The organism is Streptomyces sp. NPDC038200 (assembly GCF_055600785.1).
Map to the genome: position 1 here is coordinate 292,754 of NZ_JBVJYH010000003.1, position 13,091 is coordinate 305,844.

General features: G+C 74.6%; 12 protein-coding genes. 7 read left to right on the top strand and 5 right to left on the bottom strand.

From position 1 onward, the window contains the following. The first annotated feature begins 44 nt into the window (after positions 1–44). Genes ACZ7KF_RS08720 through ACZ7KF_RS08730 form a run of 3 tightly spaced genes read left to right on the top strand, consistent with a single transcriptional unit; the run spans position 45 to position 4,108 of the window. The gene (locus tag ACZ7KF_RS08720) at positions 45–1,499 is read left to right on the top strand and encodes a glycosyltransferase family 4 protein (RefSeq protein ID WP_471070448.1); all 1,455 of its coding nucleotides are present in this window, start codon (positions 45–47) and stop codon (positions 1,497–1,499) included. Between the two features lie 48 nt (positions 1,500–1,547). After that, the gene (locus ACZ7KF_RS08725; protein WP_471070449.1) at positions 1,548–2,906 is read left to right on the top strand and encodes a nucleotide sugar dehydrogenase; all 1,359 of its coding nucleotides are present in this window, start codon (positions 1,548–1,550) and stop codon (positions 2,904–2,906) included. A 53-nt stretch (positions 2,907–2,959) separates the two neighbouring features. Then, the gene (locus ACZ7KF_RS08730) at positions 2,960–4,108 is read left to right on the top strand and encodes a glycosyltransferase (RefSeq protein ID WP_471070451.1); all 1,149 of its coding nucleotides are present in this window, start codon (positions 2,960–2,962) and stop codon (positions 4,106–4,108) included. Positions 4,109–4,190: 82 nt separating this feature from the next. Here the strand turns inward: ACZ7KF_RS08730 and ACZ7KF_RS08735 are convergent, their stop codons facing one another. Then, positions 4,191–4,790: a TetR/AcrR family transcriptional regulator gene (locus tag ACZ7KF_RS08735; RefSeq protein WP_471070453.1), complete on the bottom strand. Its 600-nt coding sequence runs from the start codon at positions 4,788–4,790 to the stop codon at positions 4,191–4,193. A 99-nt stretch (positions 4,791–4,889) separates the two neighbouring features. On the opposite strand from ACZ7KF_RS08735, the gene ACZ7KF_RS08740 reads away from it, so the two are divergent. Beyond that, a complete protein-coding gene (locus ACZ7KF_RS08740; protein ID WP_471070455.1) occupies positions 4,890–5,768 on the top strand; it encodes an NAD(P)-dependent oxidoreductase in 879 nt (292 codons plus the stop codon). Between the two features lie 18 nt (positions 5,769–5,786). Here ACZ7KF_RS08740 and ACZ7KF_RS08745 read toward each other — a convergent pair whose 3' ends face one another. Then, entirely contained in the window at positions 5,787–6,224 is a 438-nt protein-coding gene (locus ACZ7KF_RS08745) for a PPOX class F420-dependent oxidoreductase (protein WP_471070457.1), read from the bottom strand. 111 nt (positions 6,225–6,335) lie between these two features. Here ACZ7KF_RS08745 and ACZ7KF_RS08750 point away from each other — a divergent pair, with 111 nt between their 5' ends. The 3 genes from ACZ7KF_RS08750 (at position 6,336) to ACZ7KF_RS08760 (ending at position 9,550) form a co-directional block, all read left to right on the top strand. Continuing rightward, on the top strand, positions 6,336–6,917 hold the full coding sequence (locus ACZ7KF_RS08750) for a TetR/AcrR family transcriptional regulator (RefSeq protein ID WP_471070459.1): 582 nt from the start codon (positions 6,336–6,338) through the stop codon (positions 6,915–6,917). Next, entirely contained in the window at positions 6,914–8,263 is a 1,350-nt protein-coding gene (locus ACZ7KF_RS08755; RefSeq protein ID WP_471070461.1) for an MFS transporter, read from the top strand. The genes ACZ7KF_RS08750 and ACZ7KF_RS08755 overlap by 4 nt, the downstream gene beginning before the upstream one ends. Before the next feature lie 63 nt (positions 8,264–8,326). Continuing rightward, entirely contained in the window at positions 8,327–9,550 is a 1,224-nt protein-coding gene (locus tag ACZ7KF_RS08760; protein WP_471070463.1) for a serine hydrolase domain-containing protein, read from the top strand. Positions 9,551–9,562: 12 nt separating this feature from the next. On the opposite strand, the gene ACZ7KF_RS08765 is transcribed toward ACZ7KF_RS08760, so the two are convergent. From ACZ7KF_RS08765 to ACZ7KF_RS08775, 3 genes are read right to left on the bottom strand one after another with little or no spacing between them, the layout of a single operon-like run. After that, the gene (locus ACZ7KF_RS08765; protein ID WP_471070465.1) at positions 9,563–10,720 is read right to left on the bottom strand and encodes a saccharopine dehydrogenase family protein; all 1,158 of its coding nucleotides are present in this window, start codon (positions 10,718–10,720) and stop codon (positions 9,563–9,565) included. Beyond that, the gene (locus tag ACZ7KF_RS08770; RefSeq protein WP_471070467.1) at positions 10,717–11,775 is read right to left on the bottom strand and encodes a saccharopine dehydrogenase; all 1,059 of its coding nucleotides are present in this window, start codon (positions 11,773–11,775) and stop codon (positions 10,717–10,719) included. Before ACZ7KF_RS08770 ends, ACZ7KF_RS08765 begins: the two co-directional genes overlap by 4 nt. Further along, positions 11,772–12,917 carry an NAD(P)/FAD-dependent oxidoreductase gene (locus tag ACZ7KF_RS08775; protein ID WP_471070469.1) on the bottom strand — a complete coding sequence of 382 codons (1,146 nt, stop codon included), beginning with the start codon at positions 12,915–12,917 and terminating at the stop codon, positions 11,772–11,774. The genes ACZ7KF_RS08770 and ACZ7KF_RS08775 overlap by 4 nt, the downstream gene beginning before the upstream one ends. Positions 12,918–13,091 lie beyond the last annotated feature (174 nt).

A 13,091-nucleotide genomic window follows, 5' to 3' on the forward strand; every position in this document is an offset into this window, starting at 1 on the left:
CCATGGCCGAGGCGCGTGGCGCTCCATCGGCCTACCGTGGCGGCATGTCCCGTCGTATCCCCCGCGCTGTCAGTCTGGCCGCATCCGTGGCCTGGGGCGAGTTGCGGCACGATCCCGCCCGCGCCGTGCTGCTCGGTGTACGCCTGCTGCCCGCGCGGGCTCGGCGCCGGGTGCGGCCGGTGGAGCGGTGGCTGGCGGTCCGGGCCCGTGCGACCGGACCGGGCGCGGCGCCGTCCGCCGTTCGGGTGAGCGCACCGGCCGGCCGGCCGGTCCGGCCGGTGCCCGGCCGGGTGCTGCATCTGGTGACCAACTCGCTGCCGTTCGCCCACGCCGGATACACCGTGCGCACGCAGAAGCTCGCCGAGGCCCAGCGGGCCGCCGGACTCGATCCGCACGTGGTGACCCGGATCGGTTTCCCGGTCGCGCGCGGGGTGCTGGACGCCGGCCCCCTGCAGATCGTGCGCGAGGTACCGCAGCACCGGCTGCTGCCCGCCTGGCTGCCCTACGGGCAGGGGCCGTTGCTGGCCCGGAACGCGGAGCTGGCGGGGCGGTTGGTGGAGCGGCTGCGGCCCGCCGTGCTGCACGCGGCCACCGACCACGGCAACGGGCGGGTGGCCCTGGCCCTGCGGGAGACCTACGGACTGCCGGTCGTCTACGAGGTGCGGGGCTTTCTGGAGGAGACCTGGCTGACCCAGGACCCGGCGCGCACCCGGCGGGACCCGGTGTACCGGATGCGGCGTGCGCTGGAGACGCACTGCATGCGGGAGGCCGACCTGGTGCTGACGCTGGGGGCCGCGATGAAGGCCGAGATCGTGGCGCGCGGGGTGCCGGAGGAGCGGGTGCTGCTCGTGCCGAACGCCGTGGACGAGACGTTCCTCGCGCCGCCGCCCGACGGGGCGCCGGTGCGGGCCCGGCTCGGCATCGCCGCGGACGAGTACGTGGTGGGCACGGTCGGCAGCCTCACCCCGCACGAGGGGATCGGCACATTGCTCCATGCGGGTGTAGAGCTGCGGCGGCGCGGAGTACCGCTGCGGCTCTTGATCGTCGGGGACGGGCCGGAGCGCGCGGCACTGCAGCGGCTGGCCGCCCGGCTGGGCCTGGACGCGGACGGCACGGCACTGTTCACCGGGCGTGTTCCGCACGACCAAGTCCGTTACTACTACGCGGCGTTGGACGTGTTCGCGGTGCCGCGCACCGACGAGCGGGTCTGCCGTCTGGTGACCCCGCTGAAACCGGTCGAAGCGATGGCGAGCGGTCTTCCCGTCACCGCGAGTGATCTCGCCGCCCTGCGAGAACTGGTCGAACCGGAGGTGAACGGCCGACTAATTCCGCCCGATTCGCCCCTTGCCTGGGCAGATGAACTGGAAATGGTGCTTTACAGTCATAAACAGCGACTCGAATGGGGAGTCGCCGCTCGCGCGGTGGTCGCGCGGGAACGCACCTGGGACCGGGTCGCCGCGACGACGCGTGAGGCGTATCGCTCTCTCGGATGCGCCTGAGTCCTGCGCACCCCCACCAGTCCAGCCGTGAAGGCCGGGTGAATCCCTATGCAGGTCAAACGGACCCAACCGCTCGGGGACGAGGTCGAACCGCTCAAGGACGAGGATCCGCGCGAAGGCCCGCGACAGGGCGCGCAAGAAGACTCCGCCGACGTCGATCTGGCCGTGATCGGGCTCGGCTACGTCGGACTGCCACTGGCCCGGGAGGCGGCCTCGGTCGGCCTGCGCGTCGTGGGCCTGGACCGCGACCCCCGTGTCGTCGAGGGGCTCAACTCCGGGCGCTCTCACGTCGACGACGTCTCGGACGACGACGTCCGGCGGATGCGGGAAGCGGGCTTCGCCGCGTTCACCGACGACGCCTGTCTGGCGCGCGCGCGGACCGTGGTGATCTGTGTGCCGACCCCGCTCGGCGAGGACGGCGGACCCGATTTGGGCGCGGTCGTCTCCGCCACCCGCGCGGTCGCCGGCCGGCTGCGGCGCGGCCGGCTCGTGGTGCTGGAGTCGACCACGTATCCGGGCACCACCGAGGAGGTGGTGCGGCCCTTGCTGGAGGAGTCCGGCCTGCGCGCCGGCGAGGACTTCGCCCTCGCCTTCTCCCCCGAGCGCATCGACCCCGGCAACACCCAGCACGGGCTGCGCGAGACCCCGAAGGTGGTCGGCGGCTGCACCCCGTCCTGCGCGGTGCAGGCGGTGGCGTTCTACGGCAAGTTCGTGAACATGGTGGTGCAGGCGAAGGGCACCCGCGAGGCCGAGATGGCCAAGCTGCTGGAGAACACCTACCGGCACGTGAACATCGCCCTCGTCAACGAACTGGCCATCATCAGCCGTGAGTTGCACGTGGACGTGTGGGACGCGATCCGCTGCGCGGGGACGAAGCCCTTCGGCTTCCAGGCGTTCCGGCCGAGCCCCGGAGTCGGCGGCCACTGCATACCCATCGACCCCAACTACCTGTCGTACAAGGTGCGTTCCTCGCTGGGCTACGAGTTCCGGTTCGTCGAGCTGGCCCAGGAGATCAACCGGCGGATGCCGGAGTACGTGGTGCGCCGCGCCCAGGACCTGCTCAACACCGCCGGCCGCCCGCTGCGCGGCTCCCGGGTGCTGCTGCTCGGCGTCACCTACAAGCCGGACGTCGCCGATCTGCGCGAGACCCCGGCCGCGCCGGTGGCCCGACTGCTGCGGGAGCGCGAGGCCGACATCGCCTTCCACGATCCGCACGTGCCGCTGTGGTCGGTCGACGGGGTGACCGTGCCCCGCGTCGAGGACCTCCCGGCCGCACTGCGCGAGCACGACCTGACCGTCCTGCTCCAGGACCACTCCGCCTACGACCTGCCGGCCCTCGCGGACACCGCGCGGCTGCTGTTCGACACCCGCGGGCGCATCTTCAAGCCCGGCGTCGAGGTCCTGTAGGCCCCCGGCCCCGGCACCAGCCGTCGGCCCGCGCGGAGTTGAAAGGCACTGCCATGCGGATACTCGTCGTCACCGTCGTCCACCATCCCGAGGACGCGCGCATCCTGCACCGTGAGATCGCCGCGCTGCGCGAGCGCGGGCACCGGGTGGTGTACGCGGCCCCGTTCGCCGCCCGGAACACGGCCCCCCGGCCGTACGTGGAGGGCGTGGACCTGCCCCGTGCGGCCGGCCGGGACCGGGGGGCGGCACTGCGCGCGGCCCGGGCGCTGCTCGCCGAGCACGGCCCGGCGGCGGACGTGGTCCTGCTGCACGATCCGGAGCTGCTGCTGGCCCTTCCCGGCACGCTGCGCCGGCTGCGCCGGGCCGGTGCGTCGCCGGTGACCGTGTGGGACGTGCACGAGGACACGGCGGCGGCGCTGGTCATGAAGGGCTGGATGCCGCGGCTGCTGCGTCCGCCGCTGCGGACGGCGGTGCGGGCGGTGGAGCGGCTGGCGGAGCGCCGGCTGCGGCTGCTGCTCGCCGAGGACGCCTACCAGGACCGCTTCCGCCGGACCCACCCCGTCGTGCCCAACCTCGCCACCCCGCCGCCCGATCCGCCCCCGCCGCCCGGCCACGACCGGGTCGTCTACCTGGGCCAGTTGTCCCGGGCCCGCGGCGCGCTCGACCTGATCGACACGGCGCGGCTGCTGGCGCCCGCCGTCCGGGTCGAGGCGATAGGAGCGGCGGACCCCGACGTACAGGAGGCCCTCGCGACGGCCGACCGGGACGGGGTGCTGCGCTGGTACGGCTTCCTGTCCAACGACCGCGCGCTGGCCCGGCTCTCCGGCGCACTGGCCGGTCTGTCCCTCCTCCACGACCAGCCCAACTACCGGCACTCCCGGCCCACCAAGGTGGTGGAGTACATGGCCCACGGCGTTCCGGTGGTCACCACGCCCACCCCGCTGGCCACGGAGCTGGTCGAGCGGTACGGCTGCGGCTTCGTGGTGCCGTACGAGGATCCGCCGGCCGCGGCCGACGCGGTCCGCCGGCTGGCCGACGACGCCGAACTGCGGCTGCGCGCCGCCCGGCGGGGCCGGGAGGCCGCCGTGTCGGACCTGAACTGGCGGCACCGGGCGGCCGACTTCGTGGACCAGCTGGAGGCATGGGTCAAGGAGGAGACGGGCGGGGCCGCGGTCCCGGAGGACGCGGCGTACTGGGACTGACCGGGCCGGCCGGGGACGCGCGGCGGCGGACGGTGAGCCGGGTTCCGCACCACGCCGGTGACACCCGGCGCGCCCGGACCGGTCAGGCCGGCCGGGGGCGCACGGCGGCGTCGAGCAGCGGGCCCAGTTCCCGCACCACGGTGGTGAGGGGCCGTACGTCCCGCTCCGCGCGGGCCATCAGGATCGCGCCCTCCAGGGTGCTGATCATGAGGGTGGCCAGGGGCTCGGCCCGTGCGGCGGGCACCCCCATCTCCGTGAGCGCCCCGGCGACCGGTTGCCGCCAGGTCGCGAACGCGGCTGCCGCCGCCTCCCGGGTCGAGTCGGCGCAGGAGGCGGCGTCGACCGTGGCGGCGGCGACCGGGCACCCCGCCGCGTAGCCGTCCGTCGTGTACTCCTCGGTCCACTGCGCGGCCATCGCGGCGAACAGACCGCTCGGCGTCGGTTCGTCGAGCCCGGCGAGGAAGCGGGCGACGCGCTTGCCCGCGTACCGGCCGGCCCAGGCGACCGCCTCGTTGACCAGTTGCTCCTTGCCGCCCGGGAAGTAGTGCTGGAGGGAGCCGCGCGGTGCCCGTGCGTGCGCGGCGACCTCGCGCATGCCGGTCGCGGTGACCCCGCCCCGCCGGATGAGCTGGGCCGCGCTGAAGACCATCCGCTCCCGCGGTCCGTGCCGCTCCTGCGTCATCGGCCACCTCCGTTCCCTCCCACCCTATGACCGCCGTCATAGGCGGCGCTACTATGACCGTTGTCATAGTCGGACCCGTGGCGCGAAGGGCGGCCTCCCGTGCACGTCGGATTCATCGGTCTCGGAGTGATGGGGCGGCCCATGGCCCTGCGCCTGGCCTCCGCCGGCACCCCTCTGGTGGTCTGGAACCGCACCCCGGAACGCGCGCGACCGCTGCGGGCGGCCGGTGCCGAGGTCGCGGCGGACGCCGCCGGGGTGTTCGCGCGGGCGGAGGTGGTGCTGCTGATGCTCGCCGACAAGGCCGCCGTGGACACGGTCCTCGGCCGGGGCACGCCCGGACTGGCCGCACGGGTCGCGGGCCGGACCGTCGTGCACATGGGCACGACCTCGCCGGAGTACTCGCACGCCCTGGAGGCCGACATCCGTGCCGCGGGCGGCCGGTACGTGGAAGCACCCGTCTCCGGGTCCCGGGTGCCGGCGGAGCAGGGGCGGCTGGTCGCCCTGCTCGCCGGCGAGGAGGACGCCGTCACCGCCGTACGGCCGCTGCTCGCGCCGCTGTGCCGGGAGACCTTCGTGTGCGGGCCGGCACCCGGGGCGCTGCTGATGAAGCTGTCGGTGAACCTCTTCCTGATCACCCTGGTCACCGGACTGACCGAGGCGTTCCACTTCGCCGAGCGGCAGGGCCTGGACCGCCGGCTGTTCCTGGACGTCCTGGACGCGGGCCCGATGGCGAGCGGGGTGTCCCGGATGAAGGCGCCCAAGCTGCGCGAGCGGGACTTCGCGGTGCAGGCGGCGGCGCTGGACGTGCTGAAGAACAACCGGCTGATCGCCGAGGCGGCCCGCAAGGCCCGTCTGGCCTCACCGCTCCTCGACGTCTGTCACACCCTGTTCGAGGAGACGGTGGCACAGGGGCACGGCGGCGAGGACATGGTCGCCGTGCTGCGGGCGATCGAGACGCGGACCGCCGCGGCGCCGTAGCCGGGATCCCGCCGGCGGTCAGCTCTTCGGAATGCCGTACGCCCGCTCGACGTGCAGCCGCACCACCAGGCGGCGGTCGCGCACCATGGCGGCCCGGTAGTCGTCCCAGTCCGGGTGTTCGCCGAGGACGTCGCGGTAGACCCGGATCAGTTCCTCGACGGTCTCGTCGTGGGGGTCGGCGGCGACCGGGGACAGCTCGGCGATGCTCTCGGCGACGGTGTACGCCCAGCGGTCGTCGCTGGTCACGTGGTAGGAGGCACGCGGGTCACGGCGGAGGTTGCGGGTCTTGGCGCGGTCGTCGGTGACCGAGATCCGGATGATCCGCTCCTCGGGGTCGTAGGCGTGGCTGACGTTGGACAGCTGGGGGCGGCCGTCGCGCCGGAGCGTGACCAGTACGCCGGCATGGCCTTCGGCGAGCAGCCCGAGCAACGCGTCCTGTGTGGGGTCCTGAGTCATATCGGGTCAACTCGCGGCGGTGCCGCGCGCATTCCCGTGGGGGTGACACGCCGTAGACATTGTCTACGAGAGTGGTAGACAGTGTCTACTGCCTCCTGGTAGACACGGTCCATGACCGAGTCCGACATCAGCCTGCGGGACCGCCTCGTGGACGCCGGCGTGGAGCTGCTGGCCGCCGAGGGGGCGCAGGCGCTGACCCTGCGGGAGATCGCCCGCCGCGCGGGCGTCTCCCACGGGGCGCCGCGCCGCCACTTCCCCACCCATCTGGAGCTGCTCTCCGCCGTCGCCCGCCGGGGCTTCGCCGACCTGGCCGAGAGGGTGCGAGCGACCTCGGCCCGGGAGACCGGCGGCCCCCGCGCCCAGGTCGCCGCGCTGGCCCGGACCTATCTGGAGTTCGCGCTGGACCGGCCCGGCATGTACGAGCTGATGTTCCGTCACGACCTGCTGGAGAGCGGTCGGCTGGGGCTGCGCGAGACGAGCCTTCCGCTGTTCGCCCGGTTCACCGAGCTGATCGGGTACGCGAACCCCGATGCCGACGCCCGGCGGGTGGCGGGCGCCCTGTGGGCGAACCTGCACGGGACGGCCCAGCTGTGGCGCTGGCGAAGCCTCCAGCTCGCTCTCGGCGAGACGGATGTCGAACCGCTGCTCGATACCGTCCTGGTCGCCCACCTGGGCCCGGAGGGCGGCCGGTGAACCGGTCCTGGACACTCGTGAGCAGCGTGGCGGGCGCGGTGGTCGTCGCCCTGGACGGGACGGTCCTCACCGTCGCCCAGCCCAGCCTGCAACGCGAGTGGGACGCGTCGTTCGCCGAGGTGCAGTGGACCAGCACCGCGTATCTCGTCGTGGTGGCGGGTCTGCTGGTGTTCGCGGGGCGGCTCGGCGACCGGTACGGGCACCGGCGGCTGTTCGGGCTCGGCATGCTGGGGTTCGGCGCCGCCTCGGCGGGCATCGCCCTCGCACCCGCGGTGGGCTGGGTGATCGGACTGCGCGCGGTACAGGGGGTGTTCGGGGCGCTGTTGCAGCCGGCCACGCTGGGCATGCTGCGGGCCGCCTATCCGCCGGACCGGCTCGCCTCGCCCCTGGCCGTGCGGACCGGCGCGATCGGACTGGCCGCGGCGGCGGGGCCGCTGGTGGGCGGCGCGCTGGTGACCGGCCTGGGCTGGCGGGCGGTGTTCCTCGTCAACGTGCCGACGGCGCTGGCCTTCGGCCTGCCGGCCCTGCTGCGGCCGGACCGCCGCCCGGCTCCCGCCCGGACCGCGCTGGACCTGCCGGGTGCCGTACTGCTCGCGGGGGCGCTCGCCTGCCTGGTGTACGCGCTCACCGCCCGGCCCGTCTCCGTGGCGGGCCTCGCCGTCGCCGCGCTCGCGACCGCCGCCCTCGTGCGGCGCGAGCGGCGGACACCGAGCCCGCTGCTGCCGCCCGAGGTGATCGGCTCCCCTGCGATCGGGGCGGCGCTCGGCCTGCTGGTCGCCGTCTCCGCGTCGCTGTTCGGGACCTTGTTCGTCGCGACGTACGTCCTCCAGCGCCACCTCGGTCTCGACCCGTTCGACAGCGCCCTGCGGAGCCTGCCGCTCGCGGTGCTGATGGTGCTGTCGGCCGCGCTGTGCCCCGCGCTGCTGCGCCGGTGCGGTGCGCGCCGTACGACGGCGGGGGCGACGGCGGCGCTCACGGCCGGCGTCCTCCTCCTGTCCCGGACCACCTCCCTGCCCGGACTCGCGGGCGCCTTCGCGCTGCTGGGCGCCGGATTCGGCACCGTGATGGTGGCGGCCACCCACGTGATCGTGCGACGCGCGGAGGTGACCGTGGCCGGAGTGGCGGGCGGCCTGCAGCAGACCGCGCTGAACATCGGGCCCGCCGTGGGCGTGGCCGCGGCGAGCGCGCTGCTGGGCGCGGGCACCGGGGCCGCGCTGCTCGTCCTGGCGGCGGTGGCCGCGCTCGCCCTGCCCGCGGCCCGTGCCCTGCCCGGCCCGGACGGCGTCGCGTCGATCACACACACCCCCGACCATCCGGTCCCGGCCGGTGCTCCTGCGCGACGATGAGGGCGGACGCGGGCCGGCGGGGCAGCCGGGGCGCGCCGCGGACGACACGACCGGAGGAGAGCGATGGCACAGCTGCGACAGGACGTCGAGGCGGCGGAGGCGGGCCTGGACGGCGAGGCGCTGGAGCGCCTGGACCGGCACCTCGCCCGGCACGTCGACGAGGGGCGGCTCCCCGGCTACCTGGTGGCCGTGGCCCGCGGCGGCCGTGTCGCCCATCTGACCACGTACGGCCTGCGGGACGTCGCGGCCGGGCTGCCCGTCGAGGCGGACACGCTGTGGCGGATCTACTCGATGACCAAGCCGGTCACCGCGGTGGCGGTGCTGCTGCTGGCGCAGGAGGGACGACTGTCCCTGGACGACCCGGTCGACCGCCATCTGCCCGCCTTCGCCGGCCCCCGCGTGTACGAGGGCGGTTCGGGCGCCGGTCTCCGTACCCGTCCGGCCGCCGGCCCGATACTGATCCGGCAGCTGCTCACCCACACCGCGGGCCTCACCTTCGGCTACTACCACCGCCACCCCGTGGACGCGCTCTACCGCGAGGCGGGCCTGGAGTACTCGGTGCCGCCGGGCAAGGACCTCGCCGAGACCGTCGAGCTGTACGCGCGGATGCCGCTCCAGTTCGACCCCGGCACGCAGTGGAACTACTCCGTCGCCTCCAATGTGCTCGGCCGGGTGATCGAGGTGGTCTCCGGGCAGCCGCTGGACGCCTTCTTCGCCGAACGGATCCTGGACCCGCTCGGCATGACCGACACCGGCTTCCACATCGCACCCGAACAGACCGGCCGGCTCGCCGAGTTGTACGGTGAGACGGACGAGGGCGGCATCGAGCCGGTGCCGGGACTGCCGGTGCGCGGCCGGCCCCGGTTCCTGTCCGGCAGTGGCGGTCTGGTCTCCTCCGCCCACGACTTCCACCGCTTCATGGAGCTGCTGCGGCGGGGCGGCGAGTTGGACGGCGTACGGCTGCTGACCCCCGAGACGCTCGCCGCGATGACCCGCAACCAGCTGCCCGACGGGGCGACCCTCCGCTCCTTCGGCGCCCCGGTGCACCGGGAGCCGAGCATGGACGGCCTCGGTTTCGGTTTCAACGTCTCCGTCGTCACCGACCCCGCGCGCACCCTGGCCCCGTCCCACCTCGGCACCTACGGCTGGACCGGCGTGGCCGGCACCGCGTTCTGGATCGACCCGGCCCGCGATCTGACCGTGCAGTTCATGACCCAGGTGCGCCCGAAGAAGCTGAAGGTCTTCCCGGAGCTGCGGCGGCTGGTGCACGCGGCGGTGCGGGACTGACCCGGCGGTCGGCTACTGGCCGAGAGTGAGGGTGAACTCCAGTCCCTCCTCGGCGAGTTCGGCCAGCCAGCGGTCGGACCGCTGAGCGGTGTCCGCCGCCCGGTGCAGACCGGCGGGCAGGCTGCCGTCCAGGATGTGCCGGACGCCGAGGGCGAGCGGCCGGGAGACGCACCGGGCCATCGCCGACTCCTCGGCGTCACCGGTCGCGTCGAGCAGATACGCGCCGGTCCAGACACGGTCCTGCCCCGCGTCGACCTCCAGGGAGACGGTGAGCACCACCCGGTCCCGGTCGGTCTCCGTGGTCGGGTGGGCCGCCGCCAGCTCCCGCGCCAGCGCCGCGATCCGCTCGTCGTCGCCCGACGTCAGCTCCTCGAACACCGGTTCCCACGCCTTCAGCCAGCCGTCCAGGCGCAGGGTGCCCCGGACGAAGGTGCGCGGGTGCCAGGCGGCGGGCAGGCCGTACTGCTCGATGAAGGGGACGCTGTCGCGGTTGGGGTAGACCTCGAAGGTCTCGCCGTCCAGGTCGAGCGGCCGGGTCGCCTCCCAGGGGCGGCCGGCCGTCGTCTCGGTGCCGTCCTCCAGGTAACGGGCGGGCGAGCGCAGGGCGTTGAGGACGCCGAGCGGGGCCCAGCTGAAGCGGTACCGGAAGTCGTTCGGCACCGCCGGGACACCACCGCAGTACGAGGTGAGCCGGTAGGCGGCCGGGGTGTGCTCGCCGATCCGTGCGCGGGCCCGGCCGATGAGACTGTGGGCGAAGAGGTGGTCGATGCCCGGGTCCAGGCCCGCCTCGGTGAGCACGGTGAGACCGGCCGCCCGTGCCGCCTCGCCCTGCGCCGACAGCTCCGGCGACACATAGCTGGAGCAGGCGAAGTGCGCCCCGGCCCGCACGCACGCGGCGAGCAGTCCGGCGTGCCGCGGCGCCGGCAGCATCGACACCACGACGTCCCCGGGTTCCAGTGCGGCGGCGAGGGCCGCCGGTGCGGTGAGGGCGCGGGGCTCGGCGCGGCCCGTCAGGCCGAGGCCGGCCAGGGCCCCGGCCGCGCGGTCCGCGGTGCGGTGCCACAGCAGGACGCGGTCGGCCGTGGCACACAGGTCGGCGAGTCCGCTGCCGGTGGACAGTCCGGCGCCGACCCAGTGGACGGTGCCGCTCGCCGGGACACGCTCGGTCATGAGGGAAGTCCCCCTCCGTCGATGCCGAGTTCACGGCAGGCCAGGTGGAACCGGTCGAGGCAGCGGCCCCAGGCGCCGCCGGCGCCGAAGGCGAGCAGCTGCGGCAGCAGGGCCGCGGAGAAGTCGGTGCTGGACTCCCGCGGCAGCAGGGAGGGCAGATTGTCGATGGCGATCAGGTCCAGCGGGGGCTCCTCGCGCAGCCGGCGCACGGGCTCCGCCCAGTCCGTGGTGCGGTCGTAGACCGGCAGGACGTTGTACGGGGAGCCGACGTCGCAGGTGACGTCGCACAGGGTGCGCAGCCGGCGGGCCGGGGAGTCCAGGTCCTCCTCGCGCAGGAACGGCGGCACCAGGGTGGTCGCGAGGACCGCGTTGACCAGGACGTCGTGCCCGAGCAGGGCCCGCCGGTCCAGGTCGCGGGTCTCCGCCAGGTCCCAGCGGGTCGCGTCGAGGCCGGCCGTGCGGAAGGCGGCCCCCGCGCCCCGCCCGCTGCGGCCCAGGGCACCGATCACCAGTGCCGTGCACGTCTCGTCCCCGGCGGCCGGGCGCAGTACGGCGTCCAGCTCGTCCTTCGTCGTCGGGGTGAGCGGCGCCGTCAGGCGGCCCCGGTGCCGGAGCACGGCGAGCGCGGCACCCAGATAGCCCGCCCAGAATCCGAAGGCGGCGAGTCTGCGCCCCTCCTCGTCCACCAGGTACTCCAGGTCGAACAGCGCCCCGCCGCCGGCCGCGAACCGGCGCAGCAGCGCGGCGGCCCCCGGCTGCCGCTTGTAGGCGTGCCCGAAGAGGATGTGGCGGTGCGTCAGCTCGGCCGGTTCGTCCGGGAGTTCCTTCAGACCGAGGATCACGGCGTCGCGGGGTGCCGTCACCCAGGAGCCCGCGGGGGCGCGGCGGCAGCCCGCCGCCTCGTACTCCGCCACCGGGAAGATCCGCTGCGGGGACTCCTCGACGGTCAGTGTCGCCCCGCTGTCGACCAGGCGGCGGGCATCGGCGGGGACGACCGGCGTGCGGCGTTCGGTCGTCCGGGGCTCGTGGCGCAGCCACAGGTGCAGCTCGGTCATACCAGGTTGGCCTCCGGGCGCGGGGCGTCGGCCGCGAACCGGCCGGCGCTCAGGGGGCTGATGTCCAGGAAGGGTACGCGGCCCAGGTACAGGTCGCGGACGATCTCGCCCACGGCGGGTCCCTGGAGGAAGCCGTGGCCGGAGAAGCCCGTCGCGTACAGGAACCTGGACACCTCCGGTGCCTCGCCGATCAGGGCGTTGTGGTCGGGGGTGTTCTCGTACAGGCCCGCCCAGCCGCCGGTGCGGGGCAGGTCGAGGAGAGCGGGCGCGCGCCGCCGCATCGCCTCGGCGAGCCGCGGGATCCAGCGGTCGTGCGTGTCGGTGGCGAAGCCCGGCTTCTCGTCCGGGTCGGACATGCCGAGCAGCAGGCCGGGGCCCTCGCGGTGGAAGTAGAGGCTGGTGGTGAAGTCGATGGTCATGGGCAGCGTGGGCGGCAGACCCGGCACCGGCCCGGTGACGGCGATCTGCCGCCGCAGCGGCTCCACGGGCAGGTCCACGCCCGCCATCGCGCCGACCGCCCGCGACCAGGCGCCGGCCGCGCAGATCACGGTGTCCGTCTCGATCCGGCCGAGGGTGGTGGCGACGGCGGTGATGGTGCGGCCGTGCAGTTCGATGCCGGTGACCTCGGTGTGGCGCAGGATGCGGGCGCCGTGGGCGCGGGCGGCGGTCGCGTAGCCGTGGACGACGGCCTCCGGGGTGCAGTGGCCGTCGTCCGGGGAGTAGGCGGCGGCCAGCAGGCCGTCGGTGCCGATCAGCGGGGAGAGGCGGCGGGCCTCCCGCGGGGTGAGCAGGCGGCTGGGCACCCCGAGGTCGTTCTGCAGCCGCACGCCCGCCTCGAAGGAGGCCACCTGCTCCGGGGTGGAGAGCAGGAACAGATAGCCGACCCGGTGCAGCCCGATGTCCTGGCCGACCTCCTCCGCGAAGCGGCCGAACGCCTCCAGGCTGCGCGCGCCGAGCCGGACGTTCAACTCGTCCGAGAACTGCGCCCGCACGCCGCCGGCGGCCTTGGAGGTGGAGCCGGCGGCGAGTTCGTCCCGTTCGACGAGGACGACGTCGCGCACTCCGGCGCGCGCCAGGTGCCAGGCGATGCTGGTGCCCATCACTCCGCCGCCGACGACGACCACCCGGGCCCGCAGATTCACGCCACCGCCTCCTCGCCACGGTTCACGGTCACCGCCTGATCCTTTCCGGGCCGCCGCCCGCCGAATCAGGATCCGGGCACCGGGCCGGGGATCCGGCCCGGGAATCCGGAGCGGGGCGTCCGGGCGTCCGGCGCGGGGTCGGGAGCGGGAGCAGGACCCTCGGGGCCGGGCCGG

Excerpts from the sequence above, each read along its gene's own strand:
- ACZ7KF_RS08750 (WP_471070459.1), top strand. The coding sequence starts at position 6,336 with ATGACCGAGTCCGACATCAGCCTGCGGGACCGCCTCGTGGACGCCGGC.
- ACZ7KF_RS08765 (WP_471070465.1), bottom strand. The coding sequence starts at position 10,720 with ATGACCGAGCGTGTCCCGGCGAGCGGCACCGTCCACTGGGTCGGCGCC.
- ACZ7KF_RS08735 (WP_471070453.1), bottom strand. The coding sequence starts at position 4,790 with ATGACGCAGGAGCGGCACGGACCGCGGGAGCGGATGGTCTTCAGCGCG.
- ACZ7KF_RS08730 (WP_471070451.1), top strand. The coding sequence starts at position 2,960 with ATGCGGATACTCGTCGTCACCGTCGTCCACCATCCCGAGGACGCGCGC.
- ACZ7KF_RS08770 (WP_471070467.1), bottom strand. The coding sequence starts at position 11,775 with ATGACCGAGCTGCACCTGTGGCTGCGCCACGAGCCCCGGACGACCGAA.
- ACZ7KF_RS08720 (WP_471070448.1), top strand. The coding sequence starts at position 45 with ATGTCCCGTCGTATCCCCCGCGCTGTCAGTCTGGCCGCATCCGTGGCC.
- ACZ7KF_RS08760 (WP_471070463.1), top strand. The coding sequence starts at position 8,327 with ATGGCACAGCTGCGACAGGACGTCGAGGCGGCGGAGGCGGGCCTGGAC.
- ACZ7KF_RS08745 (WP_471070457.1), bottom strand. The coding sequence starts at position 6,224 with ATGACTCAGGACCCCACACAGGACGCGTTGCTCGGGCTGCTCGCCGAA.
- ACZ7KF_RS08725 (WP_471070449.1), top strand. The coding sequence starts at position 1,548 with ATGCAGGTCAAACGGACCCAACCGCTCGGGGACGAGGTCGAACCGCTC.